At 68.3% G+C, this 26,500-nt stretch carries 29 protein-coding genes and 1 pseudogene; 13 read left to right on the top strand and 17 right to left on the bottom strand.

Going from position 1 to position 26,500, the window contains the following annotated elements; all coding sequences use genetic code 11:
• Positions 1 to 22: 22 nt before the first annotated feature.
• The 4 genes from ACSVC7_RS00150 to ACSVC7_RS00135 form a co-directional block, all read right to left on the bottom strand.
• Entirely contained in the window at positions 23 to 796 is a 774-nt protein-coding gene (locus ACSVC7_RS00150) for an OmpA family protein (protein ID WP_448204369.1), read from the bottom strand.
• Complete coding sequence (locus ACSVC7_RS00145; RefSeq protein ID WP_448204368.1) at positions 793 to 1,284, bottom strand: DUF4398 domain-containing protein; 492 nt, start codon at positions 1,282 to 1,284, stop codon at positions 793 to 795. The genes ACSVC7_RS00150 and ACSVC7_RS00145 overlap by 4 nt, the downstream gene beginning before the upstream one ends.
• 80 nt (positions 1,285 to 1,364) lie before the next feature.
• Positions 1,365 to 1,985: a DedA family protein gene (locus ACSVC7_RS00140; protein ID WP_448204367.1), complete on the bottom strand. Its 621-nt coding sequence runs from the start codon at positions 1,983 to 1,985 to the stop codon at positions 1,365 to 1,367.
• 135 nt (positions 1,986 to 2,120) lie between these two features.
• On the bottom strand, positions 2,121 to 2,642 hold the full coding sequence (locus ACSVC7_RS00135; protein ID WP_448204366.1) for a hypothetical protein: 522 nt from the start codon (positions 2,640 to 2,642) through the stop codon (positions 2,121 to 2,123).
• Positions 2,643 to 2,916: 274 nt separating this feature from the next.
• Between ACSVC7_RS00135 and ACSVC7_RS00130 the strand changes: the two genes are divergently transcribed.
• From ACSVC7_RS00130 to ACSVC7_RS00115, 4 genes are all read left to right on the top strand, one after another.
• Complete coding sequence (locus tag ACSVC7_RS00130) at positions 2,917 to 3,699, top strand: DUF1003 domain-containing protein (protein ID WP_448204365.1); 783 nt, start codon at positions 2,917 to 2,919, stop codon at positions 3,697 to 3,699.
• 69 nt (positions 3,700 to 3,768) lie between these two features.
• Positions 3,769 to 4,434 (top strand): NnrU family protein, encoded by a 666-nt coding sequence (locus ACSVC7_RS00125; RefSeq protein WP_448204364.1) that lies wholly within the window; start codon positions 3,769 to 3,771, stop codon positions 4,432 to 4,434.
• Positions 4,435 to 4,537: 103 nt separating this feature from the next.
• The gene (locus tag ACSVC7_RS00120) at positions 4,538 to 4,972 is read left to right on the top strand and encodes a CBS domain-containing protein (protein ID WP_448204363.1); all 435 of its coding nucleotides are present in this window, start codon (positions 4,538 to 4,540) and stop codon (positions 4,970 to 4,972) included.
• Positions 4,973 to 4,999: 27 nt separating this feature from the next.
• A complete protein-coding gene (locus ACSVC7_RS00115) occupies positions 5,000 to 5,326 on the top strand; it encodes a DUF2934 domain-containing protein (RefSeq protein WP_448204362.1) in 327 nt (108 codons plus the stop codon).
• A gap of 142 nt (positions 5,327 to 5,468) precedes the next feature.
• Here ACSVC7_RS00115 and ACSVC7_RS00110 read toward each other — a convergent pair whose 3' ends face one another.
• The 3 genes from ACSVC7_RS00110 to ACSVC7_RS00100 form a co-directional block, all read right to left on the bottom strand.
• A complete protein-coding gene (locus ACSVC7_RS00110) occupies positions 5,469 to 6,257 on the bottom strand; it encodes a cold-shock protein (protein WP_448204361.1) in 789 nt (262 codons plus the stop codon).
• A 143-nt stretch (positions 6,258 to 6,400) separates the two neighbouring features.
• A complete protein-coding gene (locus tag ACSVC7_RS00105) occupies positions 6,401 to 6,565 on the bottom strand; it encodes a hypothetical protein (protein WP_483507861.1) in 165 nt (54 codons plus the stop codon).
• Positions 6,566 to 6,582: 17 nt separating this feature from the next.
• Positions 6,583 to 7,143, bottom strand: coding sequence for a hypothetical protein (locus ACSVC7_RS00100; RefSeq protein ID WP_448204359.1), 561 nt, complete (start codon positions 7,141 to 7,143; stop codon positions 6,583 to 6,585).
• 195 nt (positions 7,144 to 7,338) lie between these two features.
• Here ACSVC7_RS00100 and ACSVC7_RS00095 point away from each other — a divergent pair, with 195 nt between their 5' ends.
• From ACSVC7_RS00095 to ACSVC7_RS00070, 6 genes are all read left to right on the top strand, one after another.
• The gene (locus tag ACSVC7_RS00095; RefSeq protein ID WP_448204358.1) at positions 7,339 to 9,420 is read left to right on the top strand and encodes a carbon starvation CstA family protein; all 2,082 of its coding nucleotides are present in this window, start codon (positions 7,339 to 7,341) and stop codon (positions 9,418 to 9,420) included.
• Positions 9,413 to 9,607: a YbdD/YjiX family protein gene (locus ACSVC7_RS00090; protein ID WP_209876588.1), complete on the top strand. Its 195-nt coding sequence runs from the start codon at positions 9,413 to 9,415 to the stop codon at positions 9,605 to 9,607. The genes ACSVC7_RS00095 and ACSVC7_RS00090 overlap by 8 nt, the downstream gene beginning before the upstream one ends.
• A gap of 12 nt (positions 9,608 to 9,619) precedes the next feature.
• Positions 9,620 to 10,402 carry a nucleotidyltransferase family protein gene (locus ACSVC7_RS00085; RefSeq protein WP_448204357.1) on the top strand — a complete coding sequence of 261 codons (783 nt, stop codon included), beginning with the start codon at positions 9,620 to 9,622 and terminating at the stop codon, positions 10,400 to 10,402.
• Positions 10,395 to 11,111 (top strand): metallophosphoesterase family protein, encoded by a 717-nt coding sequence (locus ACSVC7_RS00080; RefSeq protein ID WP_448204356.1) that lies wholly within the window; start codon positions 10,395 to 10,397, stop codon positions 11,109 to 11,111. Before ACSVC7_RS00085 ends, ACSVC7_RS00080 begins: the two co-directional genes overlap by 8 nt.
• Positions 11,112 to 11,925: 814 nt before the next feature.
• A complete protein-coding gene (locus ACSVC7_RS00075) occupies positions 11,926 to 13,311 on the top strand; it encodes a methyl-accepting chemotaxis protein (protein WP_448204355.1) in 1,386 nt (461 codons plus the stop codon).
• A gap of 88 nt (positions 13,312 to 13,399) precedes the next feature.
• A complete protein-coding gene (locus ACSVC7_RS00070; protein WP_448204354.1) occupies positions 13,400 to 14,290 on the top strand; it encodes an EamA family transporter in 891 nt (296 codons plus the stop codon).
• A 3-nt stretch (positions 14,291 to 14,293) separates the two neighbouring features.
• Here ACSVC7_RS00070 and maiA read toward each other — a convergent pair whose 3' ends face one another.
• From maiA to ACSVC7_RS00025, 9 genes are all read right to left on the bottom strand, one after another.
• Positions 14,294 to 14,932 carry a maleylacetoacetate isomerase gene (gene maiA / locus ACSVC7_RS00065; protein ID WP_448204353.1) on the bottom strand — a complete coding sequence of 213 codons (639 nt, stop codon included), beginning with the start codon at positions 14,930 to 14,932 and terminating at the stop codon, positions 14,294 to 14,296.
• A gap of 132 nt (positions 14,933 to 15,064) precedes the next feature.
• Positions 15,065 to 16,015, bottom strand: coding sequence for an MBL fold metallo-hydrolase (locus ACSVC7_RS00060; protein ID WP_448204352.1), 951 nt, complete (start codon positions 16,013 to 16,015; stop codon positions 15,065 to 15,067).
• Between the two features lie 119 nt (positions 16,016 to 16,134).
• Positions 16,135 to 16,836: an ABC transporter ATP-binding protein gene (locus ACSVC7_RS00055; RefSeq protein WP_448204351.1), complete on the bottom strand. Its 702-nt coding sequence runs from the start codon at positions 16,834 to 16,836 to the stop codon at positions 16,135 to 16,137.
• 13 nt (positions 16,837 to 16,849) lie between these two features.
• Positions 16,850 to 17,680 (bottom strand): ABC transporter ATP-binding protein, encoded by an 831-nt coding sequence (locus tag ACSVC7_RS00050; RefSeq protein WP_448204350.1) that lies wholly within the window; start codon positions 17,678 to 17,680, stop codon positions 16,850 to 16,852.
• The gene (locus tag ACSVC7_RS00045) at positions 17,677 to 18,654 is read right to left on the bottom strand and encodes a branched-chain amino acid ABC transporter permease (RefSeq protein ID WP_448204349.1); all 978 of its coding nucleotides are present in this window, start codon (positions 18,652 to 18,654) and stop codon (positions 17,677 to 17,679) included. Before ACSVC7_RS00045 ends, ACSVC7_RS00050 begins: the two co-directional genes overlap by 4 nt.
• Positions 18,655 to 18,660: 6 nt before the next feature.
• Positions 18,661 to 19,536: a branched-chain amino acid ABC transporter permease gene (locus tag ACSVC7_RS00040; RefSeq protein ID WP_448204348.1), complete on the bottom strand. Its 876-nt coding sequence runs from the start codon at positions 19,534 to 19,536 to the stop codon at positions 18,661 to 18,663.
• A 161-nt stretch (positions 19,537 to 19,697) separates the two neighbouring features.
• Positions 19,698 to 20,858 (bottom strand): ABC transporter substrate-binding protein, encoded by a 1,161-nt coding sequence (locus ACSVC7_RS00035; protein ID WP_448204347.1) that lies wholly within the window; start codon positions 20,856 to 20,858, stop codon positions 19,698 to 19,700.
• 246 nt (positions 20,859 to 21,104) lie between these two features.
• Complete coding sequence (locus tag ACSVC7_RS00030; protein WP_448204346.1) at positions 21,105 to 21,521, bottom strand: hypothetical protein; 417 nt, start codon at positions 21,519 to 21,521, stop codon at positions 21,105 to 21,107.
• 55 nt (positions 21,522 to 21,576) lie between these two features.
• Complete coding sequence (locus tag ACSVC7_RS00025) at positions 21,577 to 22,395, bottom strand: Phenylacetic acid catabolic protein (protein ID WP_448204345.1); 819 nt, start codon at positions 22,393 to 22,395, stop codon at positions 21,577 to 21,579.
• Between the two features lie 302 nt (positions 22,396 to 22,697).
• On the opposite strand from ACSVC7_RS00025, the gene paaX reads away from it, so the two are divergent.
• From paaX to ACSVC7_RS00010, 3 genes are all read left to right on the top strand, one after another.
• A complete protein-coding gene (paaX, locus tag ACSVC7_RS00020) occupies positions 22,698 to 23,678 on the top strand; it encodes a phenylacetic acid degradation operon negative regulatory protein PaaX (protein WP_448204344.1) in 981 nt (326 codons plus the stop codon).
• Positions 23,679 to 23,963: 285 nt separating this feature from the next.
• Positions 23,964 to 24,992 (top strand): hypothetical protein, encoded by a 1,029-nt coding sequence (locus ACSVC7_RS00015; protein WP_448204343.1) that lies wholly within the window; start codon positions 23,964 to 23,966, stop codon positions 24,990 to 24,992.
• A gap of 113 nt (positions 24,993 to 25,105) precedes the next feature.
• On the top strand, positions 25,106 to 26,170 hold the full coding sequence (locus ACSVC7_RS00010; RefSeq protein ID WP_448204342.1) for a 2Fe-2S iron-sulfur cluster-binding protein: 1,065 nt from the start codon (positions 25,106 to 25,108) through the stop codon (positions 26,168 to 26,170).
• A gap of 239 nt (positions 26,171 to 26,409) precedes the next feature.
• Here ACSVC7_RS00010 and ACSVC7_RS00005 read toward each other — a convergent pair.
• Positions 26,410 to 26,500, bottom strand: a pseudogene (locus tag ACSVC7_RS00005) (IS5/IS1182 family transposase); the annotation flags it as partial.

The raw sequence follows: 26,500 nt of genomic DNA, 5'->3' as shown, positions 1-26,500 counted from the left end.
AGGGGAGAAGGGCTTTATCCGTTCACGGACGCGTCTGCGCGACGGAGCCGGGGTCGGAGATAATCACCTCCACGCGGCGGTTCTGCTGGCGGCCGGACTCGCTGGCGTTGGAGGCCACGGGCTGCGCCTCGCCCATGCCCTGGGCGACGATACGGCCGGGGTTCACGCCGCGCGCGGCCAGCGCGTCGCGCACGGCCATCGCGCGCTCCTCCGACAGGCGGAGGTTCGTCGCGGAGGAGCCGGTGGCGTCCGTGTAGCCCTCGATCCGCAGGGTGCGGTCGGGATACTGCTGAAGGAACTGGGCCAGACGGTCCAGGCGGGACTGAGCGCCGGCGGTCAGGCGGGCGCTGCCGGTGGCGAACAGCACGTCGCCCAGCGACATGACGATGCCGCGCTCAGTGCGTTCCGCCTGCAAGTCGCGGATTTGCTGCTCCAGCAGGGCGTTGCGGTTTTGCAGGCGGTAGGTCTCGGCGTTGGCGACGACCGACTGCGCGCCCTTCATCGCCGCGACGTCCTGGGCGATCTGGATCTGGCGGGTGGCGAGGTAGGCCTGATGGTCCATCTCCGCCCGGTCGCCGTCGGTGCGCGCGGCCTCGCCACGGCGCAGCGATTCCTCGGCGCGGCGCAGTTCCAGCGTCGCGTTGCCGGCGACCTGCGGGTTGGCGGCGGCGGTCTCGTAGGTCTGGCGCGCCTGAACCAGGGCGGGGCTGGCGTCCGGGGTGGCGCAGGCGGCCAGCGACAGCACCGCCCCCAGCGGCAGCACCGCAAGCGCCGTCACGGCGTGGGTTTTCCTCATGGCTGGCCCTCCATCGTGCGCGGGCGGTTCCATTCCGACGATCCGCTGCTGACCGGCGGCGCGATCGGCGCTGCGGCCGAGGGCACCGCCGTCCGCGCGGCCGGGGCCGGCACCGACGGAGTCGAGGCCGAAGTCGGTGCGGCGAGGCTGCGCACGGCGCCGGCCGCCTGCTGGGCGGTCGCGCGCTGGGAACGCACGGCGGCGAGGTCGGCTTCGACCTGCGCCTCCTCGGCGAGGCGGCGGGCGCGGGTGCGCTCGTCGGCGCGCATGGCGGCGTCGGCGGCGCCCAGCTTCTCGCGGGCGGACTGGAACTCGGCCGGGGCGTACTGGAGCGCGCCGGCCCGCTCCGCGTTCTGGACGGCCTGCGCGGAGGCGCCGAGCTGCGCGGTGGGCGGCGGGGTGTCGCCGGCGCAGGCGGCGAGGCCAAGCGACATCGCCAGGGCGGCGGCCATGCGCCAGCCCAAGGTCGTCATGGAGTTGGGAGTCATTGTGCGGCTTCCTGTCTGACCCATGGACACCGCCTTTCGGGTATCCGCCGCAGCAACGTCCCCCGCGAAGCGAAAGTTCCTTACCCCCCGGAGCGCGACAGCCGGGTGCTGCGCCGATGCCGCACCAGCCGCACGACGTAGAGCAGCAGCAGGGTCACGAACAGCAGCAGCGCCCCCGGCACCATGTAGTTCGCCAGCCACGGAAAGCCGGAGCGCACCAGATAGCCGGTGGTCGCCAGCACCAGCACCCACAGCGTGGACCCCGTGGCCCCATAGGCCAGGAAAGCCGGCAGCGGCAGCCCGCAGGCCCCGGCGGGGATGGAGATCAGCGTGCGCAGGCCGGGCAGCGGCTGGCACAGCATCACGGCGATGCCGCCGCGCCGGGCGAACCACTCCGTCGCCTGATGGACCTGCTCCGGCCGGACGGTCAGCCAGTGGCCGTACTTGCGCAGGAAGGCCTCGAACCGCTCGCGGCCCATCAGGTGGGCGGGCAGGTACCAGACCAGCTCCCCCGCGGCCGAGCCCAGCCCGCCGGCCAGCGCCACCAGCAGCAGGTTGAAGTTGCCGTCGGCCACGCCCATGCCGGCCAGCGGAATGACCGTCTCCGCCGGAACGGGCGGCAGCACGCGGGCCAGGATCAGCATCAGGAAGATGCCGACATAGCCCAGCTGGTGCACGGTCTCGGTGATCCATTCGGTCATGGCATTGCCAGAACCGCGCCCCCTAACCTTTCGTTCCCCAATCACACCGAAAGAAAAGCACGCCAAAAGAAAAGCCGGCCGGCAGTGTCCTGCCGGCCGGAAGTTGCGAGGGCGGAGGGAGGAACGGGGAGAGGGCTATTTCTGGATGCCGATCACCTGCTGCTGCGCCTTGTTGCCGATGCCGGCGGCGAGGTTGCTGACCGTGCCGATGTTGGAGTTGAACAGGGACGACGGCCCGCCGAACTGCATCGCCTTGACCTGCTGTTGTGCGGTGTTGCCGATGCCCGCGGCGGTGTTGGTCGCGGAGCCGAGGTTGGAGTTGACGCCGCCGAACCCGAAACCGTAGCCGGGCATCGGCGCGCCGCCGGACTGCATGCCGAAGACCTGCTGCTTGGCCTTGTTGCCGACGCCGGCCGCCAGGTTCGACACGGTGCCCAGGTTGGAGGCGGTGCCGAAGGGACCGGCCAGCCCGCCGCCCGCCTGCACGCCCATCACCTGCTGCTGGGCCTTGTTCTGGATGCCGGCGGCGGTGTTGGAGATGACGCCGAGGTTGGAGTTGTTGCCCAGCGGGATGCCGCCGGTCAGCAGCTCACCGGCGAAGGCCGGGGCGGTGAACAGGACGGCGGCAGCGGCGGCGAAGAGAGCGGTGCGGCGCATGGTCTGGTATCCTTCCGGTTTCGGTTTGCGTGGCTGCCGGGTGGTCTTCGCTGTGGCCCCGGCGTCGTCGATGGATGGAAGGTACGCGGGTGCCGCCCCCGCCGCTGTGGCCTGGGCCACAGTTGGACGCAGCTTTTGGACGCGGCTTTTGGACGCGGCTGATGCCCGGTCGCGGCAATGCCCGCACACGCAAAAGCGCTATTAAAAACATGTCATTTTACAAGCGCCGGGCCGGTGCGTATCTCCCCTTGGCGTGGACAGGCAGGAGGGCGCCATGAACGGCACGGACGATCGGATCGGCGACGAGGAGTATCTCGACGTCGGGCTTCCCGAATCCGCCCCCGACACGGAACTGTCGGCGGCGGCCTCCAAGCGCGCGCTCTGCGCGGTCAGCGGCAAGCGGCGGCCCAAGCGCGACCTCGTCAACCTGGACACGCTGCGCCCGGCGCTGGCCGAACGCATCCGGCAGGACCATCCCGACATGCCGCCGGACGCCCTGATCAGCCGGGCGGAGGTGGCGCGTTACCGTTCCATCTACGTGGCGGAACTGCTCCAGGCCGAGCATGGCGAGCTGACCGAACTCGACCGCCGCGTCGCGGAGAGCATGGAGACGCACGAGACGCTGGCCGAGAACGTCGACGAGGAGTACGAGGACCACCGAACGCTGGGCGAGCGCCTGTCCGACCATCTGGCGAGCTTCGGCGGAAGCTGGGCCTTCCTGACCTCCTTCGGGGTGTTCCTGGGGCTCTGGATGGTGGTCAACCTGATCCGGGGCGAGGCGGACGCCTTCGACCCCTACCCCTTCATCCTGCTGAACCTCGTTCTGTCCTGCCTCGCCGCGATCCAGGCCCCCATCATCATGATGAGCCAGAAGCGGCAGGAGGCGAAGGACCGCCTGCGGTCGGAGAACGACTACCGCGTCAACCTGAAGGCGGAGCTGGAAATCCGGCACCTGCACGAGAAGATGGATTATCTAATCCAGCGCCAGTGGCAGCGCCTGACCGAGATCCAGCAGCTCCAGCTCGAAATCATGCAGGAAAAGCGGCTGCGGAAGTGATTGGGCCGGATGTGATTTTGATTGATGGGGGTCAAGACCTTCGGCCCTGATCCGGTGTTTCCTGACGCCATGACCGCAGACCTCTCCCTCGCCGCCCTGTTCCTGTTCGTCAGCCACGCCGTGCCCTCCTGGCCGGGGGTGCGGCCGGCGCTGATCGCGCGGCTGGGGCGCGGCGGCTTCGTCGCCCTGCATTCGCTGGGCTCGCTGCTGGCGCTCGGCCTGTTCGTCTGGGCCTACCGTGAGGCCGGGGGCGGCGCGCTGCTGTTCGAGCCCGCGCGCTGGGCGGCGCCGCTGGTCGTGGCGCTGATGCCCGTGGCCTTCCTGCTGATCGTCGCCCGCATCACCACCAAGTTCGGGGAGCCGGACGCCCCCAACCCGCCCGCCGGCATCTACCGCGTCACGCGCTTTCCGGGCAGCATGGGGCTTCTGCTGTGGGCGCTGCTGCATTTGCAGGCCACCGGCGATGGCCGGCGCGTGGTGCTGTTCGCCACCATGGCGGCCATCGCCCTGTTCGCCATGGCCAAGAACGACTGGCTGCTGCGCCGCACGGACGCCGGGCGCGCCTTCCGCGCGCAGACCTCGGCCCTGCCCTTCGCCGCCATCCTGCAAGGCCGCCAGCGCCTCGCCGCGGGCGAGATCGGCTGGACGAGGCTGCTGGGCGCGCTGGCCGCCTACGCGGCGATGATCGTGATCCACCCCTGGATCTTCGGGGTCAGCCCCCTCTACTGGCTGTAGGCCGCCTCCGACCGGTCGGCAAGACTACCTCCGCTGGGGTCCGGCACTCCGCGCCAAGCCGCCTGTTGACGAAAGCGGCAACGGAGACGGAAGGCCCAACCCAATGACCATTCGTGACATCATGACCCGCGACGTCCAGGTCGTCGGGCCGAACGAGACCATCCGCAAGGCGGCCCAGCTCATGGACCAGCTGAACGTCGGCGTGTTGCCGGTGTGCGAGGGCGAGAAGCTGGTGGGCATGATCACCGACCGCGACATCACCGTGCGCGCCACCTCCGCCGGCATGGCGCCCGACCAGTGCAAGGTCTCGGAGGTGATGACCACCGAGCCGCGCTTCTGTTACGAGGACGACCCCGTCAACGAGGTGTCCCGCCTGATGGGCGGCCAGCAGATCCGCCGCGTCCCCGTGGTGGACCGCGACGAGCGGCTGGTCGGCATCGTCTCGCTGGGCGACCTCGCCACCGACGCCAAGGACGAACGCACGGCCAGCACGGCGCTGGAGCAGATTTCCTCCCCGTCCGAGCCGGACCGGCACTGAGCGGAGACGACCTGAGCGGAGATGACCATGGAACACATCCTGGGCCCCGACGACCCGCGCGTCCGCGAGCGGGCCTACGCCCTCTGGGAGCAGGAGGGCCGCCCCGAGGGGCGCCACATCGAGCACTGGCTGCGCGCCACCCGCGAGATCGCCGAGGAGGACACCGCGCTGGGTCCCTACGACGGCATCCAGGTGCCCGACAACGCCAGCGAACGCGCCCTGCGCGAAGCCGCCGAGCACCTGCGCGGCGTGAACGCCCGCAGCGTGGAGCATGAGCAGGACATGCACCGCCGCCCCTCCGCGACCAACCCGGCGGAGCTGACGGAAACGAGCTGGGCGGGGACGAGGCGGTAGGGGCGCTTTGCCCCCTCCCTAACCCTCTCCCGCTCTGCGGGAGAGGGAACTCCGCCGCATCGCAAATCCACCCTCTCCCGCGAAGCGGGGGAGGGAGGGACCCACGAAGTGGGAGGGAGGGGGCAATACGCCGCCGCCTACCTCACGCCTCGCCGACCGACTCCGCCTCCGGACCCTTCTGGCCCTGGCGGACGGTGAGGCGCACGCGCTGGCCTTCGTTCAAGCCCTGCAAGCCCGACCGCTCGACCGCGCGGATGTGCACGAACACGTCCTGGCCGCCGCTGTCCGGCGCGACGAAGCCGAAGCCCTTGGTGGCGTTGAACCACTTCACGGTGCCCTCGACCTGCGAGGTCGGGCCGCCGGCCGGAGCCCGGCGCGGACCGCCGCCCCCAAAGCCGCGGTCGCCGCCGCGATCACCACCCCGGTCGCCGAAACCACGATCGCCGCGATCACCATAGCCCCGGTCGCCGCGATCCCCGAAGTTCCGGTTGCCGCCCCGGTCGCCATAGCCGCCGCGGTCGCCCCCGCGATCAACAAAGCCCCGATCGCCAAAGCCCCGGTCACCCCCGCGATCCCCATAGCCGCGCTCGCGGTCACCGTAGGACGGGCGCGGGCCTTGCGGGCGATCCCCCTGCGGACGGGCCGGGCGGGCGGGGGCGGCGGTGGAGATGTCCACCGAATGCAGGGTGCTGACCTGATTGCCCTTGCGGCCTTCCACCACGTCCACCACGACGGTGGCGCCGTCGGGCAGCGACTCATGGCCGGCGGTGCCGACGATGGCGGCGGGGATGAGGGCGTCGGGCGAGCCATCCTCGAACTTCACGAAGCCGAACCCGCGGTTCGGATCGTACCATTTCACGGTGGCCTGGACCTGGGTGCCGAGGACGACGGGTTGGCGGTAGACGTGCTGGCGCGGCGGTTGACGGTGCATGGGACCCACTGAACTCCAATAACGACCAAAGAGCCCCGGCGCGCGTGCCAGTGCTCCGCAGAAAGACATCGCTTTTCCCGCCGGGAATCACAAGACCGCAGGCGACCGGAATCGCCGCCCGCAGTCCGTGTTCCCTTTTTGCCTCACGCCGCGAGCCGATCCGGCACCGGTGGTGGCTCCTCCGGCGGCAGGGGAATGGCGTCCGGCGGCTCCTGGATGGGCGGACGGTCCTCATCCGGAACGTCGGGCCGGCGCGGATCCGGCGCGGGCGGGGTCGGCGGATAGGGGCCGAGGCGGAGGGCTGTCATGGACATCGGCCGCATGATCAGCCGCCCCCGCCAGTGCCGCCCGGCGCCGCCTGCCCGAGCCGGCGCGCCTGCGACAGGCTTTCCATGCATTGCGCCTCGTCGCCGCGCTTGGCGGCGGAGCGCGCGGCGGTCACCAGCGATTCGAGCTGCGCGTTCTGCGCCGCCTGCCCCATCGTGTCCCCAGGGGAGCCCCCAGTGGTGCCGCCGGTCGTCGAGCCGGAGCCCGGCCCGGAGTCGGGGCGCACCGCCGGTGCGGTCGGCATGTTGCTGGAGCCGGCGCGCGGCGGCTCGATCACCGCCGTGTCGCCGACGGCCGGCGGCGCCACCACGCCGCCCGACTGGGCCAGCCGCTCCGAACTCGCCGCGCCGGAGCCCGAACCGGTCGCGGCTCCGTTCTGCGCGGTGGAGCCGGCCGTACCCGAGGGGGCCGCGGTGGGCGGCGGAGTGGTGGACAGGCTGTGGTCGGCGGCAAAGCGCTCCACCAGATCGGCGCAGGACTGCGCCAGGGCGGAACCGGCGCCCCCGGCGGTCAGGCCGGCCGCCAGCAGCGCCCCCATCAGGAATCCCTTTCCAGCCATCACGCGATCTCCCTCCCCTTCGACGGTTCGCCTAAAGCAACCCATCCAAAACAACCGACAGGGGCATCGCCGGTTCCCCAGCGGCATTCGGCCGGCATTTTTCCGGCTTTCGCACGCCGATCCCGTGTCATTTCCGCCATTCGCGCTGTTGAAGGGCAAAATGGCCGAGGGGCTGCGGAGGGAAGGAACGCCGCCATGAGCAAAGCGTGGTCGGGATTGAAATGGGTGCTGGTGACCCTGGCGCTGGCGGGGACCACCGGCTTCGTGGCTCTGAACCGGGGGGAGACGATCAACGCCGTCTGGCTGGTGGTCGCGGCGGTCTGCGTCTTCCTGATCGCCTACCGCTTCTACAGCCTGTACATCGCGCGCGCCGTCCTGCAGCTGGACGCGGGCCGGGTGACCCCGGCGGTGCGCTACAACGACGGGCTCGACTACGTGCCCACCGACAAATACGTGCTGTTCGGCCACCATTTCGCGGCCATCGCCGGGGCCGGGCCGCTGGTCGGGCCGGTGCTGGCGGCGCAGATGGGCTGGCTGCCGGGCACGCTGTGGATCCTGGTCGGCGTGGTGCTGGCGGGGGCCGTGCAGGACTTCGTGGTGCTGTTCGCCTCCACCCGCCGCGACGGCCGGTCGCTGGGCGACATCGCGCGGATGGAGATGGGGCCGGTCGCCGGCGTGATCTCCATGATCGGCGTGCTGCTGATCATGGTCATCCTGGTCGCGGTGCTGGCTCTGGTGGTGGTCAAGGCGCTGGTCGGCAGCCCGTGGGGGACCTTCACCGTCTTCGCGACGCTGCCCATCGCCATGTTCATGGGCGTCTACAGCCGCTTCATCCGGCCGGGCCGCATCGGGGAGATGTCGGCCATCGGCTTCGTTTTGCTGATGGGCGCCATCGTCTTCGGCCAGACGGTGAGCGAGAGCCCGACCCTGGCCCCGCTGTTCACCTATTCCGGCACGGCGCTGGCGCTGATGATCATCGGCTACGGCTTCTTCGCCTCAGTCCTGCCGGTGTGGTTCCTGCTGGCCCCGCGCGACTATCTGTCCACCTTCCTGAAGATCGGGGCCATCGTCGGTCTGGCCGTCGGCATCCTGTTCGTCTGGCCGGAGCTGAAGATGCCGTCCGTCACGCAGTACATCGACGGCACCGGCCCGGTCTTCTCCGGCGCGCTGTTCCCGTTCCTGTTCATCACCATCGCCTGCGGGTCGGTGTCGGGCTTCCACGCGCTGATCTCGTCCGGCACGACGCCGAAGATGCTGGAGGACGAGACGCAGGCGCGCTTCATCGGCTACGGCGGCATGCTGACGGAGTCCTTCGTCGCCATCATGGCGCTGATCGCCGCCTGCATCCTGGAGCCGGGCGTCTATTTCGCCATGAACAGCCCGCCGGCCCTGATCGGCACCGACGCGGCCAACGCCGCCCAGGTCATCAGCGGCTGGGGCTTCACCGTCACGCCCGACACGCTGACCCAGATCGCCCACGACGTGGGGGAGACGACCATCCTGTCGCGCGCGGGCGGCGCCCCGACGCTGGCCGTGGGCATGGCGCACATCCTGTCGGCGGCGGTGGGTGGGCAGGCGCTGATGGCCTTCTGGTACCATTTCGCCATCCTGTTCGAGGCGCTGTTCATCCTGACCACCGTGGACGCCGGCACCCGCGTGCTGCGCTTCATGATCCAGGACCTGCTGGGCACCGCGATCCCGGCGATGCGCCACACCCAGAGCTGGGGCGCCAACCTCGTCGCAACCTCGCTGGCGGTCGCCTCCTGGGGGTATTTCCTCTACCAGGGCGTGGTCGATCCGCTGGGCGGCATCAACACGCTGTGGCCGCTGTTCGGCATCGCCAACCAGATGCTGGCGGCCATCGCGCTGATCGTCGTCACGGTGGTGCTGTTCAAGATGAAGCGGCAGGCCGGCGCCTGGGTGACCATCCTGCCGACGCTGTGGCTGCTGATCTGCACGCTGACCGCCGGCTGGCAGAAGCTGTTCCACCCCGACCCGAAGATCGGTTTCCTGGCCCACGCCGACCGCTTCTCCGCCGCCGCCGCGGAGGGCAAGATCCTGGCCCCCGCCAAGACGGCGGAGGAGATGAGCCGCGTCATCGTCAACGACTATGTGGACGCCACGCTGACCGGCCTGTTCATCGCGGTGGTCGTCGCCATGGTGATCTTCGGCATCATCTGGATCCGCCGCGCCATGGCCGAGCCGCGCGCCACCGCGCAGGAGGTCACCGGCCCCGCGGCCACGACGGCCCGATCCGGAGGGATGCGCCATGCGTGAAGCGATGGATCTCTACCTCGCGATGCGGCGGACGGCGCGGCTGATGGTCGGCATCCCCGACTACGACACCTACGTCGCGCACCGGCGGGAGACGCACCCCGACGAACCCGTCATGACCTATGAGGAGTTCTTCCGCTACTGCCAGGATCGCCGCTACGACCCCAAGAACGCGCGCGGCTGCTGCTGAGGAGACCGGACTTTGACGGACGACACCCGCGAGGGAAGCGCCCCCCGCGAGGGAAACGCCGACGTTTCCCCCGAAGCCGAATCTTTCTACACGGAAAGCCTGAAACTGCTGAAGGAGTCGCGCATCCCCTTCCTGCTGGGGGGCACCTACGCGGTCAGCGCCTACACCGGCATCACCCGGCCGACCAAGGACATCGACGTCTTCTGCCGGGGCGGCGACTTCCCGCGCATTCTGGCCTATTTCCAGGACCGCGGCTTCGCGACGGAGATCGAGGACGAGCGCTGGATCGGCAAGGTCAAGCACGGCAAGCTGTTCTTCGACGTGATCTTCAACTCCGCCGCCGCCATCAACCCGGTCAACGACCGCTGGTTCGAGGAGGACCACCGCGCCATCATCTGCGGTGCCGACGTGCAGCTGATCCCGCCGACGGAGATGGTCTTCTCCAAATCCTTCGTGCAGATGCGGCACAAGTACGACGGCCCCGACGTCGCCCACATGATCCTGAAGCAGCACCAGCACATCGACTGGAAGCGCCTGCTGGGCCACATGGAGCAGTATTGGGAGGTGCTGCTGATGCACGCCCTGAACTTCCGCTTCATCTACCCGACGGAGCGCGACCACATCCCCGACTGGCTGATCCAAGAGTTGTTGGACCGCCTGCACGAGCGCGCCAAGCTGCCCATACCGCAGACCCGCATCTGCCGGGGCCGGCTGTTCTCGCGCGAGGATTACCTGATCGACGTGACGGACTGTGGCTTCGCCGACGTGGTGGGGGAGGAGACGAAGCATGGCTGAAGGCACGCTGAAGGTCGCCGCCATCGGCGACATCCATGTGGGCGAGACCTCCGTCCACCCCTACCGGGAGCTGTTCCGCGAGATCGCCGACCGCGCCGACGTGCTGGTCCTGGCCGGCGACCTGACCAACCACGGCAAGCCGCGCGAGGCGGAGGTGCTGGCCGAGGACCTGCGCGGCATCGGCATGCCCGTCCTCGCCGTGCTGGGCAACCACGACTTCGAATGCGGCCATGTGGAGGAGCTTCAGCACATCCTGGAGCAGGCCGGCGTCCGCTTCCTCGACGGCAACCCGCAGGAGATCCGGGGCGTCGGCTTCGCCGGCGTGAAGGGCTTCGCCGGCGGCTTCGAGAACCGCATGCTGGACGCCTTCGGCGAGCCCGCCATCAAGCAGTTCGTGCACGAGGCGGTGAACGAGGCCATGCGGCTGGAAAGCGCGCTGCGCCAGCTGGAGACGGAACGGACCATGGTCGTCCTGCACTACGCCCCCATCGCCGACACGGTGCAGGGCGAACCGCCGGAGATCTTCCCCTTCCTGGGCTCCTCCCGCCTGGCCGAGACCATCGACCGCTTCCACGTCCGCGCCGTCGTGCACGGCCACGCCCACCACGGGCATTTCTCCGGCAAGACCATGCGCGGCACGCCCGTCTACAACGTCGCCCAGACCATCGAGAAAGACACCGGCCGACCCTACGCGCTGATCGAGGTGTGACGCGCGAGGGGCAGCGCCACAACGCCCCTCGCCCGCCCCCGGCGGGAGAGGGAGGGGCCCATGCGCAGCATGGGAGGGTGAGGGCAAGGTTTCAGCGAGAATCCAGTCAAAGCAAACGCAGGATTCTCGGCGAAACCTTGCCCTCACCCTCCCACCGCTGCGCGGCGGGTCCCTCCCTCTCCCATCGGGGATGGTAGAGGGGATTTATGGCAACGCCCCGTTCTTGCTTGGTTCTTCAAAACCCAGTAAGGTTCTCGCATCAAAGCCCAAGCCATGCCCGGAGTCACCCCGACCGGCCGGCCATCAATACGCACACACATCGTTGTGCATCGGGTGCACAACGAACGTACACCGACGAACAACGCCAAGGCATTGGCACCCCACGAAAAACTCCCGTTTTCGGCCGTTGTGCACGATGGCGGCGCCGCTCAACCTGCACAACGGTGCCCTATTCGCGGTACGCACGACCGCAGAGCCCATGCCGGACGCGCAAACAGCACCTGTAATATTTCACCGCCCCACTTGAAACAAATGATCCGAGATATAGTTTTTCTCCTCTTCAGTCGGCACCCAAAGATTGTCGGCAAAAACCGTGACACACATGTCATTGACCCAAATCAATTCGGGCATTTTTCTGCTTGAAGATTCCGCAAAATGTGCGTAACCCTATTGGCGTGATCACGCGACCAGCCCGCTGGAAAACAAAAGGCTGACTTTTAAAAACTCCCGTCATGGCTGCATTTCGACGCTGGAAGACCGCTCTTTGCGGATCTTCGTCGGCGGAACGCGCCCGCGCCCACTTTGAGAGACGCACATGACCCAAGCCGCGTTCACGGCCACCCAATCCGATGCCGACGCCCATCGCCGCCGGATGTCCACCTTCAAGATCGGCAGCGCCGATCTGGAGTGCCTGAAACGGAACGCGGCATTCGCTGAGCAGTCTCTGCCCCGGCTTCTCGAACAGTGGCACAGCCGCTTCGCCGCATGGCCGGAGATCCATTCCACGCTGATGCTGCCCGCCGTCCACAAGGCGCGGGTCGAGCATTGGGTGCGCGTCGCCTCCGGCCGGCTGGAGGAGGGCTTCGTGGAATCGGCCCGGCGGCTCGCCTCGGCCTTCTATGAGCACAACGTGCCGGGCTACGCCGTCGCCATCTGCCACTCCACCGTCATGAACGGCATCATCGAGGAGCTGAAGCTCGACGAGGACGGCGGCTCCGGCCTGTTCGGCCGCGCCTTGTTCGGTCGTAAGGAGCGGGAGCGCAAGGCCGCCATCCGCGCCACGCTGAGCAAGGTCGCCTGGATGGACCTGGAACTGCTGCTGGAGACCTACGCGGCCGCCGAGCGCGAGAGCAAGCAGAAGGCCATGGAACAACTGGCCGCCAGCTTCGAGAGCAGCGTGAAGGGCATCGTCGCCAACACGGTCGACGCGTCCACCCAGATGCAGGGCAGTGCGGAGCGCATGTCGCAGATCGCCACCCTGACCAACCGCCAGTCGCTGGAGGTTGCGTCCGCCGCCACGCAGGCATCGATGAACGTCCAGACCGTGGCCTCCGCCGCCGAAGAGCTGACCAGCTCCATCGCGGAGATCAGCCGGCACGTCGGCACCTCCTCTCACATCGCCGGCGCCGCGGTGGAGGAGGCGCAGAAGACCAACGCCACCGTCAGCGGGCTGGTCGACGCCGCCCAGCGCATCGGGGAGGTGGTGGAGCTCATCACCGACATCGCCAGCCAGACCAACCTGCTGGCGCTGAACGCGACGATTGAGGCGGCGCGCGCGGGCGAGGCCGGCAAGGGCTTCGCCGTCGTGGCGAGCGAGGTCAAGAACCTCGCCAACCAGACGGCGAAGGCCACCGAGGACATCGCCGTCCAGATCACCGAGATGCAGGCCGCCGCGCGCGGCTCGGCCGACGCCATCCGGGGCATAGGCAACACGATCATCCAGATCGACGAGATCGTCACCACCGTCGCTGCGGCGGTGGAGGAGCAGGCCGCCGCCACCCAGGAGATCGCCCGCAACGTCGCCGAGGCGTCCACCGGCACGCAGAGCGTCACCCGGACCATCAACGAGGTCACCAACGCCTCCAGCGAAACCGGCAGCCTCGCCGACGAGGTGCTGCACGCCGCCAACACGCTGCACCGGCAGGCCGACGCGCTGAACGATGGGGTGGAATCCTTCCTGCGCCGCATCCGCGCCGGCTGATATCCGCAACCATCGCTGGCGCCCGCGCGGCACTCCATCGTAGGGTGTGGCCCATCATGCCGCTCCCCACCCTCCCCGCCTGTTCCCCATGCTGATCGCCAACCTCGCCGCGCTGGGTGCCGCGCTCTGCTGGGCGGCCGGCGGGCTGATCGCCATCGGCCCCGTCCGCGCCATCGGCCCCGTCGCCTTCAACCGGCTGCGCATGGCCATCGTCTTCACCGGGCTGGCCGCCGCCTCCACCCTCCTCGGCACCTGGGGCACGCTGGACCTGCGCGCCGCCGCCATACTGGCGCTGTCCGGGGCGGTCGGCATCGTCATGGGCGACACCGCCCTCTTCTGGGCGCTGGGCCGGCTGGGGCCGCGCCGGAACGTCGTCGTCTACGCCACCAACGCGCCGCTGACCGCTCTGCTCGGCTGGCTGGTGCTGGACGAGGCGCTGGGGCCGTGGACGGCGCTGGGCATCGGGCTGGTGACCATCGGCGTCATGCTGGCCGTCTTCTTCCGCTCCGGCGCGCAGACGCACGACTGGGAAACCGTGCGCGGCCATCTGCTGGTGGGCGTGACCGTCTGCCTTCTGGCGGCCTGCTGCCAGGCGGCGGGCTCGGTCATCGCGCGGCCGGTCATGGCGGCCGGGGCCGACCCCATCGCCGCCGCGGCGGTGCGCGTCGGGACCTCCGGCCTGCTGCTCTTCGGCGGCGCGCTGCTGCCCGGCCAGAGCCTCCGTTTCGGGCCGGGCCTGACACCACGCGTCGCGGCGCAGGTGGCAATGAACGGCGCCATCGGGCTGGGGCTGGGGATGACGCTGCTGCTGATCGGGCTGGCGCACGGCAACGCGGGCGTGGTCGCCACCCTGTCGGCGACCAGCCCGGTGCTGATCCTGCCCATGCTGTGGGCGCTGACCCGCCAGATCCCCGGCCCCGGCGCCTGGGCCGGCGCCGCCGTCGCGGTGCTGGGCGTCGCCCTGATCGTAAACCGGTAAAGATTATTCGGCGTCCGGCTGGCGTTCCGGCAAAGCGTCGGCGAAGGCCGGCAGGGCGAGGCAGGCCTCCTCGATCCGCCGCAGGGTGGGATAACCGCTCACGTCGCCGTTGAAGCGCCGCGCGTTCGCCATCTGCGGCACGAGGCAGACGTCGGCCAGCGTGACCGCGTCGCCGTGGCAGAAGCGCCCGGTCTGCGGCTCCCGCGCCAGCTGCGCCTCCAGTCCGTCCAGCCCGACGGCGATCCAGTGCCGGTACCAGCCGTCCACCTCCTCCTGCGCGTGGCCCATGGCCGTCTTCAGGTGGTTGAGGACCCGCAGGTTGTTCAGCGGATGGATGTCGCAGGCCACCGCCAGCGCCAGCGCCCGCACCCGCGCCCGGTCCAGCGGGTCGGCGGGCAGCAGCGGTGGGTTGGGGTGCGTCTCGTCCAGATACTCGATGATGGCGAGCGACTGGGTGAGCACCCGCCCGTCCACCTCCAGCGCCGGGACGAGGTGGTGCGGGTTCAGGTCCGCGAAGGGGGCGGCCAGCTGCTCCCCCCGGCGCAGGTGAACGGGGCTCTGGTCGACCGCAATGCCCTTCAGGTTGAGCGCGATGCGCACCCGGAAGGCAGCGGAGGAGCGGAAGTAGGTGTGGAGTTTCATCGAAGGCTCGTTCTTGGGAAACTTTGCCCCCTCCCCAACCCTCCCCCGCTCTCGCGGTGGAGGGGGCTTGCGCGAAGCGGCGGCAGTCCCCTCTCCCTCGAAGAGGGGGAGGGTTAGGGAGGTGGCGAACGCCTACCCCTGCAACGCCGCCCACATCTCGCGATCCCGCTCCGCCGTCCAGATCTGCGGATCGCGCAGGCCCCCGGCCTCGTCATAGGCGCGGGAGACGTCGAAGGGCAGGCAGTGCTCGAAGATCACCCAGCCGCCGAACTGCGGCTGAAGCGCCTGGCGCGTTTCCGCGAAGGCGTCGCGCAGGCTGGCGCCCTTGTTCCGCGCCTGCTTCACGGTCTGGTACATCTGCGTGACGAAGGCGCGCGTCTCGGCAATGGCCTTGCCGCACAGCTCCGGCGTCATCAGCGCGTCGCCCCGTCCCGGCACCAGCCGCGCCGGGTTCAGCGCCGCCAGCCGGTAGAGCGTCTGCGGCCAGTCCTCCAGATAGGCGTCGCCGGTGTAGGGGGTGGCCCCATACTCCACGAGGTCGCCGGAGAAGAGCACGCGGTCCTCCGGCAGCCAGGCCACCGTGTCGCCCTTGGTGTGGCCACGGCCGAGTTGCAGAATCTCCACGCGCTTCTTGCCCATGAAGACGGTCAGCTTGTTCTCGAACACGATGGTCGGCCAGGTCAGTCCGGGAATGCTCTCCGCCCCCTGGAACAGGCGGGGAAAGCGGCCGAGTTCGGATTCGTAGTCCTGCTGCCCGCGCTCGACGATCAGGTCGTGGGTGTCGCGGCTGGCGATGATCTGCTCCGCCTTGTAGCCAGAGGCACCCAGCACGCGCACGGCGTGGTAGTGGGTCAGCAGGACATACTTGATGGGCTTGTCGGTGACGGTGCGGATCTTGGCGATAACGTCCTCGGCCATGCGCGGGGTGGCCTGGGCGTCGATCACCATCACGCCGTCGTCGCCGACGATGACGCCGGTGTTGGGGTCGCCCTCGGCGGTGTAGGCGTAGGCGCCGGGCGCCAGTTCGGCAAAGGTGACCTTCTTCTGCTCCAGGTCGCCGGTGGACGCGAAGGCTTTGGACATGAGACGATTCCTCTCCTCGGTATTCTCTTGCGTTGGCTGTTGGGTTTCGGTTTCGCCTCAACCCAACCTACGAATTCGCCCGTAGGTTGGGTTGAGCGCAGCGAAACCCAACAATCGCCTTACAGGCCCAGATAGGCCTGCTTGACGCGTTCGTTGGACAACAGCGCCTCGCCGCTGTCGCTCAGCGTGATCTCGCCGGTTTCGATGACGTAGCCGCGATCCGCGATGGCCAGCGCCGCGTAGGCGTTCTGCTCCACCAGCAGGATCGTCGTCCCTTGCTCCTTCAGGCGCTGCACGGCGTTGAAGATCTCGCCGACCAGCAGCGGGGCAAGGCCCATGCTGGGCTCGTCCAGCAGCAGCACGCGCGGCTTCGCCATCAGGGCGCGGCCAATGGCGACCATCTGCTGCTGGCCGCCCGACAGGGTGCCGGCGGGCTGGTCGCGCTTCACCTTCAGGACCGGGAACATCTCGTAGAGTTCCTCCAGGTCCCGTTCCGGGCTGCCGCCGCGCCGGTAGGCGCCGAGCCGCAGGTTGTCCTCCACCGACTGCGGGCCGAAGAGCTGCCGGCCCTCCGGCACCTGGATCAGCCCGTCCGCCACGCGTTTGTGCGCAGGCGTGCGGGTGATGTCGCGCCCCTCGAACCGGATGGCGCCGCTGGTCGCCGGGTGCACGCCGGAGAGCGTGCGCAGCAGCGTCGTCTTGCCGGCCCCGTTGGCGCCGACCAGAGCCACCAGCTCGCCCTCCCCCACCGTCAGGCTGGCGGACTTCAGGGCGTGGATGCGGCCGTAGTGGCTGTTCAGGCCCTCGATCTCCAGAAGCATCGCGCGGCCTCCCTCAGTCCATCGTGCCGAGATAGGCGGCGACCACGTCCGGGTTCGCGGCGACTTCCGCCGGCGTGCCCTCGGCAAGTTTGCGGCCGTAATTGATCGCGGTGATCCGGTCGGAAATGCCCATGACCATCTTCATGTCGTGTTCGACCAGGATGACGGTGACGCCGCCGGCGGCGACCTTCTTGATCACCTCGTCGATCTCGCGGCTTTCGGTGGCGTTCAGGCCGGCGGCGGGTTCGTCGAGCAGCAGCAGCTTCGGCTCCGCCGCCAGCGCGCGGGCGATCTCCAGCCGCTTCAGCGCCCCGTAGGGCATGGAGGAGGCGTGGGCGTCCACATACTTCGCCAGCCCGACCGAGGCCATCAGCTCCGCCGCCCGCTCCTTCGCCTCGCGGTCCTTGCGGACCAGCGAGGGGACGCGGAACAGCGCCGGCAGCAGCCGCCCGTTCAGGTGCAGGTGCCGCCCCACCATGACATTCTCCAGCGCCGTCATGTTGAAGAAGATCTGCAAATTCTGGAAGGTGCGCGACATGCCGCGCGCCGCCAGCCGGTAGGGCGGCAGGCCGGACACAGTGGCGCCGTCGAACAGCACTCGCCCGCCCGACGGCTTGTAGACGCCGGTGATCAGGTTGAACAGCGTGGTCTTGCCCGCCCCGTTCGGCCCGATGATGGAGTGGATGTCGCCCTTTGCCACCGCGAAGCTCAGGTTCTCGATGGCGAGCACGCCGCCGAACTCCCGGCTCAGACTCTCCACGCGCAGCAGGGCGTTGACGGGGCTGAGGGCTGGCGGCACGGGCTCCTCCTCGCCGGGCAGCGGAGTGCTGGCGAGCATGGTCATGCCCGCCTCCGCTGGTTGATGAAGCCTTCCAGCGTGGGTAGCAGCCCCTTGGGCATGAAGACCATTGTGAACATCAGGATCGCCCCCAGCACGATCTGCGAGTAGTCCTGGAACACGGTCAGCGCCTGCGGCAGCACGGTCAGCACGACCGCCCCCACCACCGCCCCGAAGGTGGAGGCCATGCCGCCGAACACCACCATGGTGACCAGCTCGATGGATTTGAAGAAGTCGGCCTTGGCCGGCGTGATCAGCCCCGTGTAGTGGGCGAACAGGCTGCCCGCCACGCTGGCGAAGACGGCGGAGACGACGAAGACCATCACCTTGTAGCGGGTGGTGTCCACGCCCACGACCTCCGCCGCAACCTCCGACCCGTGGACGGCGCGCAGGGCGCGGCCGACCGGGCTGTCGATCAGGTTCAGGCTCAGCCACACGGCGACGAACAGCACCACGCCGACGACCCAGTACCAGCTCTTCTCGCCGTACAGCTCGAAGCCGAAGATCTTGAAGCTGTCCACCATCATGCCGTCCGGCCCGCCGGTCAGGCCGGTTTCCGTGCGCAGCACGATGGACACGATGATGCCGATGCCCAGCGTCGCCATCGCCAGGTAATGGCCCTTCAGCCGCAGGATCGGCTTGGCGAGCAGGAAGGCCAGCAGCCCGACGAACAGCGCCCCTGCCAGCAGCGCCGCGATGGGCGGCCATTTGTAGGTCGTGACCAGGATGCCGGACGCGTAGGCCCCGATGCCGAAGAAGCCGGCGTGCCCCAGACTGATCTGCCCGGCGTAGCCGACCAGCAGGTTCAGCCCGACGCAGACCACGGCGTTGAAGCCGGCGAGAATCGCCATGTCCAGGTAGAAGTTGTTGGTCAGCACCAGCGGCAGCGCCGCGATGACCACGGCCAGCGCCGCAAGGCTGGTCAGGCGCGGGTTGAGCGCGGAGGACGCGGCCGTGCGCGGGACGGAAATCTGGACCATGGGGCCTCACACGCGCTCGGTGCCGCGCTTGCCGAACAGCCCGCTCGGCATGAACAGCAGCACCAGAAGGATGATGACGAAGGCGACGGCGTCCTTGTAGGCGGAGGAGATGTAGCCGGCGCCCAGCGACTCCGCGATGCCGACGATCAGCCCGCCGGCCACCGCGCCCGGCCCGTTGCCGAGGCCGCCCAGCACCGCCGCCGTGAAGCCCTTCAGCCCCAGCATGATGCCCATCTCCGTGTAGGAGAAGGTGATGGGTGCCACCACCGCCCCGCCCACGGCGCCCAGCGCCGCCGACAGCGCGAAGGAGGCCAGCACCACCAGCTTCACGTTGATGCCGACCAGCTGCGCGGCGAGCCGGTTGTGCGAGGTGGCGAGCATCGCCTTGCCGGTCAGCGTCTTGTTGAAGAAGACGCCGATGGCGACGATCATCACAGCCGCGCAGCCGATCACCCACAGGGACTGAGGCTGCATGGAGGCGCCCAGGACATTGATCGGCGTCTCGCCGGAGAAGGCCTCCAGCCGCTTGAAGTCCTTGCCCCAGACCAGCTCCGCCACGCCGCGCAGAAAGATGGAAGCGCCGATGGTGATGATGATCAGCGTCACGACGGAGGCGTTGCGCGCCCGTTCCACCGTGAATTTGGCAACCAGCACGCCGATGATCATTGCCCCGCCGCAGCCGATCAGGATCGCCAGCGGCAGCGGCACGCCCGACGCCGTCAGCGTCGCGGCGGCCATGCCCCCGATCATGATGAACTCACCCTGGGCGAAGTTGATGACGTGGCTGGCGTTGTAGATGATCGAAAAGCCAAGCCCCGCCAGCGCGTAGATCGCCCCGATGGTCAGCCCCGACAGCAGATATTGCAGGAATTCGGCGAACATCGTCCGTTCGTCTCCACCTGGATTTTCTGAAACCCTCTCCCCTCTGGGGAGAGGGGAGGGTGAGGGGGTCCGGCCGTTGCCGAACTCTCTCGTCCCCCGACATCCCCCTCACCCCGACCCTCTCCCCAGAGGGGAGAGGGAGTTGGAGGTGCGGCGAGGGCTTACTTCACCAGGGACCAGTCGCCCTGCTTGATCTCCACCATGTGGAAGGCGTCGAGGCCGAGGCCCATGTGGTCCTTCGGGCTCATGTTCACGACGCCGCCGGTGCCGACGTAGCCCTTGGTCTGCTCGATGGCGTCGCGCAGCTTGGCCTTGTCGGTGCCGCCCGCGCGCTTCACGGCGTCCAGCGCGATCATCAGCCCGTCATAGGCGTGGCCGGCAAAGGTCGAGACCTCCGACTTGAGGTTGTCCTCGTAGACCTTGGTGAACTCGGTCACGACCTTCTTCTGCGGGTCGCTGTCGGGAAGCTGGTTGGCGACCACGAGGCCCGCCGCCGGCAGGCGCACACCCTCCGCCGCCCCGCCCGCAAGCCGGATGTATTCCTTCGAGGCGACCCCGTGCGACTGGTAGAGCGGAAGGGTGATGCCGAGCTGGCGGTAGTTCTTGGTCACCACCGCCGGCCCCTGGCCCAGGCCGAACACCAGCACCGCCTGGGCGTTGGCGCTGTTGCGGATCTTGGTCAGCTGGGCGGTGACGTCGGTGTCCTTGGCGCCGTAGGTCTCGTCGGCGGCGATCTCGATCCCGCGTTCCTTGGCGGCCTTCAGCGTCTCCTCGCGGCCGGACTTGCCGAAGCCGGAATCCTCCGACAGCAGCGCCAGCCGGGTCAGGTTGCGCTTCTTCATGTCCTCCATGACCTTCTCGGCGGCCATGCGGTCGGTGTGCGGGGTCTTGAACACCCACTTCTTCACCGGCTCCACGATCACGACGGCGCCGGCCAGCGAGATGAAGGGCACCTCGGCGCGTTCCACCAGCGGCACGGCAGCCATGGTGGCGGCGGTAGTGGTGCCGCCGACAATCACGTCCACCTTGTCGCTTTCGATCAGGCGCTTGGTGAAGGAGGCCGCCTTGTCCGCCGCCCCGCCGTCGTCGTAGAGGAACAGCTGCACCGGCCGCCCGTCCACGCCGCCCGCCTTGTTGATGCGGTCGACGTACAGCTCCAGCACGCGCTTTTCCGGCTCGCCCAGGAAGGACGCCGGACCGGTCGCGGAGACAATGGAACCGACCTTGATCGGCTCGGCGGCCGTGGCCGCGCCGGCCCCGGCGGCCAAGCCAAAGGTGACCGCCGCGGCGGTGGCAATCCTGTGCAGCAAGCGCTTACCCATGCGTTTCTCTCCCGTTTGGTTCGCCGGCCCTTTTTGGTTTTCAGGTTTGCGCGGCGGTGTTCTGAGGGCGGCTTCCGCGCCCCTTTTTCCGTTATAATGTTTCAAACGCAACTATCTGGCCAGAGTGCTTTCCGTCATAGACCCCAGCGTCGCCGCGTAGGTTGGGTTAAGCGCCAGCGCAACCCAACAGGGGTCGCGATGGGAAGGGTGTTGGGTTGCGGCTGCGCCTTAACCCAACCTACGGCCTCAATGCGTTGAGGGCGCCAGCAGCCCGGCCAGCCGGACGCGAGCGGCGCCGAAGGCTTCCACGCTGTCCTCGTAGGCGTCGCGGGCGACCGCGTAGGCCTCCACCGCGTCGGTGCAGATGCCGTGCGCGAAGAGATCGCGATGCAGTTCCTCGCACCGCCCGAGCATCACGTCGCTGACGAGGCGCTGGCGGATGTAGACCCGGGCCGCCTCCCGCACCGCCGGGTCGAGGGCCTCGTACTCCGGCACCCGCGGCAGGGCCTGTGTGGCGAAGTCGCCGCGCAGTTCGTCCCACAGGGCGTTCCAGTCGATGAAGGCGTCGGCCGGCACATGGTCCAGTTCCCTGGAGCCGAACCGGGCCAGCGCTCGCCGTCCGGCGGACAGCAGACGGTCGGGGGTCGCGTGCGTATGGGCCATGGTTTCCTCCCTAAACCCGATACACAAAATCCCGGAATTTTCCGGGCGGGCACCGTTAGGCCACGGCTTGGACCGGGGCTTCGGCGGCCTCGTAGCTGACGCGCATATCATAGTCCGGCTCGACGCCGGTGGGCATCGGAATCCCGACTTCCCGAAGGCGTTCCTCAAGCAATTGCAGGTATTCGGCCTGCAATTCCTCCGGCCGCTTCACCTTCAGGCCGTATTCGTAATACAGCTCGAAATGGGCGGAGCGCGTGTCGCCCAGCGACGGGCGGCCGAAGAATCCCAGGCCCATCCGCATGAATTTCGGGATGCGGGCGGCCATGTCCTCCCGCGCGGCGTCGCCGCCGAACTCCAGCACGCGCTTGGCCGCCCAGACGCCGAAGGCGAGGTGGCCGAACTCCTCCTTGTGGATGCGGGCGTTGACCCGCGCCCACGGCAGGTAGGAGCAGTCGCGGTACTGGCCGAGGAAGGCGACCGCCGCCGGCGTGACGACGGTGGAGAACAGCGCCACGTCGGTCCAGCCATCGAAGAAGGTTTCCCAGTTCTCGCGCCGGAAGCCGTTGATGACGTTGACCTTCGCGGGGTTGGGGTTTTCCGGATGGGCGACCAGCTCCTGCAGCCGCGCGTCCACGTCCACGCCCAGATCCTGCATCAGGTTCCAGACGTAGTAGGCGTGGCCCATCTCCTCCATCACCTTCTTGGAAAGGCGGTAGGCTTCCTCCGGCCGGGGGGCAAAGCGCATGTTTTCCGCCACGCGCTGGGCGCCGGCGTATTCGGAATCCCCCTGGAACGACATCAGATGCAGCAGCGCCTTCCGGTAATCGTCCGGCAGCGGGTCGCCCTTGTCGTAGGTCTTCCTTGAAGTGGGCATGTTTCCTCCGTCCTCGCCGGTTCACCCGGGCGCCGGTTGGGCGCAGCGGGCGTCGACGTTATGACACAATCTGTGTTATTGATTTGACGGTAGTGTATCATATTCAGGCTTGTCAAACGGAAATTCAGCGCCCAGGAACGTCGGAAACGGGCGAAATGACAGGAAATTTCTGTTTGCGTTCATCGGTTTATCCGGAGCCCCCGGCGGTTCATCCCTTTGCCGCCGGTCTAGCCAAACCGGACGCATATCCTTTATAGAGTTGGTATCACGCCGACGCCGCCCGATCGGGAGAGTCCCACAGCATGCCCCGCCCCCGCCGTCCCGAAGACCTCGTCGCCCCGCTCCTGGAGGCCATCGCGCCGCGCGCCAAGTCGCTGATCATCACGGTCTACGGCGACGCGGTGCTGCCGCACGGCGGCTCCGCCTGGCTGGGCAGCCTGATCGACCTGATGGGCCATTTCGGGCTGAGCGAGCGCATCGTCCGCACCTCCGTCTTCCGGCTGTGCAAGGACGACTGGCTGACCAACACGCAGATCGGCCGCCGCAGCTTCTACCGCGTGACGGAGAGCGGGCACGAGCGCTTCGCGGCGGCGGAGCGGCGCATCTACGCCCCGCTGATGCGGGTGTGGGACCGCGGCTGGCACCTGCTGATGCTGCCGCCCAGCGCGCTGGATGCCGAAGGGCGGGAGAAGCTGCGGCGGGAACTGGTGTGGCAGGGCTTCGGCGCCGCGGGCGGTGGCGTCTTCGCGCACCCCAATTGCGACGAGGCGGCGATGCACCGCCTGCTGGCCGAGTTGGGCGTGGCCGACAAGGTGGTGCACATGAAGGCCACCCACGACCGCGCCGCCGGCTATAGCCCCTTGCGGGAGCTGGTGCGCGGCTTCTGGGACGTGGACCAGCTGGAGCGCGACTACGCCGGCTTTCTGGATCGCTTCCGCCCGGTGTGGCAGGCGCTGGACACCGCCGAGTCGCCCGACCCGCGCCTGTGCTACGTGCTGCGCACGCTGATGATCCACGACTTCCGCCGCATCCTGCTGCGCGACCCGATGCTGCCGCCCGACCTGCTGCCGCCCGACTGGCCGGGGCAGGAGTCGCGCATGCTGACGCGCAACATCTACCGCCTGATCCGGCAGCCGTCGGAAAACTTCCTGATGTCCGCCCTGACCACCGCCAACGGTCCTTTGCCGGAAGCGCAACCGTCCTTCTACGCCCGCTTCGGCGGTCTGGTGGACGGCGAGGCGGACAACGTGCGCGAAATGCCCCAGCGCGGGGCCGTGGGATAAGCGCAGACAGTTCCAAAAAAGCGATACACCAAGCTTCAATTCCGGATGAATTCCGCGTCGTGCAACGCCACGCCACCGCTGCGCACGCCTGAAACACACGCTTTGACAAGGCTTTAGCACGCCCCGCACCGCGCCCCAAAAGCGATACAAAAATCTGTTGCTGAACGCATTTCACTGTGTCACGTTAATGACCGTACGGCGCGTCGACTTGTCCGCGCCCCACGCGCACGAACCGGGCGCAGTCAACGAAAAGCCCGGCCCGCGAAACTCAGGAGGAAATGCCGGATGGCCAAGGACTACACCCCCATTGCGAACACCATGGAGTTCCCGCCGGACACGCCGCAGCCGAACGTCTATCCGCTGTCCTGGGAGTCCCACACCCGCAAGCTGGAAGAAGTGTGGACCGCGGCGCAGCGCGAGGTCTGGGACCCGGCCAAGCTTCCGTGGGACAGCTTCGACGTGACCAAGTACTCGTGGGAAGAGCGCGAGGCGATCGCCTACTGGTGGACGATCCTGTCGGTCTTCGACGCCTCGGCCCCGCCGGTCTTCGCCCACGCGCTGATCAAGACCTACGAGGTGCACGAGGAAGACCCCGTCCGCCGTTGCTTCTTCTCCGTCACCCGTGACGAGCAGAACCACGAGCAGATGTGCGGCCTGACCATCACCAAGCTGCTGGAGGCCAGCAGCCCGCTGACCTACGTTCCGAAGACGGAGCTGGGCAAGCGGCTGCAACGCAACGCGCGCTGGCTCTACTACAACGGCGGGCGTTACTGGGACGGCTACAAGAAGGCGGTGCCGAAGTATTCGCTGGCCGTTCTGTTCAGCTCCTTCCTGATGGGCGAGATCGCGGCGGCGACCATCTTCCACCAGATGGCTGCCGGGTGCAGCGAGCCGGTCTTCAAGGAAGCCTTCCGCAACATCGGCCGCGACGAAGGCCGCCACATGGCCATCTGCATGTCGGTGATGGAGCGCGACTACCCGCACCTGGAGGTCGAGGACCGTTCCGTCATCACCAAGCAGATCCGCGCCGGCTACCTGTTCCTGTCCGCCGTGCTGTTCGAACCGCCGCCGCAGTTCTGGGATCTGCCGGACGACTTCATCGCCACCCAGCGCGAGGCGGAGGAGATCGCCCGCGCCGCCGGCTTCCACATCCCGACCTACGAGGCGAAGAAGGAAAACTGGCGCAACGCCATGCTGAACCTGAAGGGTGTGCTGGACCGCTACAACATCCCCTTCCCGGCCATCCCGGAGGTCGGCATCACCGGCGAAGAGGTCCGTCAGGTCGATATGGACGAGATCATTCCCGTCTTCTGACCGTTGTTACGGATCTCAAGGCACGCAACTGACGTACGGCCGGTGGGGCACGCCCCCGCCGGCCGGACTTTCCAAAGCAAAAGATGCCACAGAGTCTAGGGAGGACTCGACCCGTGAGCCGCATCCGCCTCCATCCCTCCGGCCGCGAGGTCGAATGCCGCGAGGGCGAGACCGTGCTTTCGGCGCTGGAGCAGGCCGGCTACGCCCTGCCCAACAACTGCCGCGCCGGGGCCTGCGGGGAATGCAAGGTCAAGGTGCTGAGCGGCCAGTTCGACCAGGGCATGGTGCTGGACATGGCGCTGTCCCAGGCCGAGCGGAAGGACGGCTACGGCCTGATGTGCATGGCCAAGCCCATCTCCGACGAGCTGGTCATCGAATACGGCACCGCCGACGCCCAGCCGAAGCTGTTCCCCCCGCGCGAAAACGTGCTGTTCATCGTCACCGACCGCATCCAGCGCACCCCGCGCATCGTGGAGCTTCTGCTGCGCCCGCTGGGCCAGCCGCTGCGCTACTGGCCGGGCCAGTATGTGATGCTGGGCGACGAGGCCAACGGCATCCCGCCGCGCTGCTATTCCATCGCCAACGCGCCACGCCCGGACGGGGAGATCGCGCTTCAGATCACCCGTGCGGAGGGCGGGGCGACCAGCGTGTGGATCCATGACACGCTGACCGTCGGGGACATGGTGAAGCTGTCCGGCCCCTACGGCACCTTCATCGGCGACCCTTCGGTGGAGACACCGGTGCTGTGCATGGCGGCCGGTTCCGGCCTCGCCCCGATCCTGGCGCTGGCCGACGCGGCGTTGCGGCGCGGCTACCGCCAGCCGGTGACGCTGCTGTTCTCCGCCTGCAAGGGCGAGGATGTCTATGACCGGGGCCTGATGGCCTATTGGCAGGCCAAGCACCGGAACTTCAAGTTCCTGACCACCCTGACCCGCGAGCAGCAGGATGGGCCCCAAAAAGAGGGATTGCGCGGGCGCATACCGGTGGTCCTGCCCACCCTGTTCAACGACCTGTCGGCGCACAGCGTGTTCGTCGCCGGCAGCCCCGCCTTTGTCGAGGACTGCGTCCGCGCCGCCAAGGCGCTGGGCGCGCGGGACGAGCTGATCCACAGCGAAGGCTACGTCTCGCAAGCCATCCCGGTGGCCCCGCCAGCCGAGCGTCTGGTGGCCAACGGGTGAGAGGGCGTCCCCTCACGTGACCGGCTTCGCCGGCCACGCCCCGTCAGATCAACGCGCAGCGTTGATTGAAAGGGGGATCAGGACGCGATAGACCCCACTGCGCCCGGACCGGAAGGTTCGGGCGTATTTTTTGCCTTTGCCCCCTCCCTAACCCTCCCCCTCTTCGAGGTGGAGGGAACTGCCGCCGCTTCGCTCGCAATCCCCTCTCCCGCGGAGCGGGGGAGGGTTAGAGCGTGTCGTCAGTTGAGCCAGATGACAGCCGAGACGAGGTAAACGGCGGCCAGAAAGGTGCTGGCAAGCTTGTCGTAGCGTGTGGCAATGGCCCGGAAG

Source organism: Azospirillum mesophilum (genome assembly GCF_053470405.2).
Note: the sequence above shows the minus strand (reverse complement) of the source record. Positions and strands in the feature narration are given on the sequence as shown.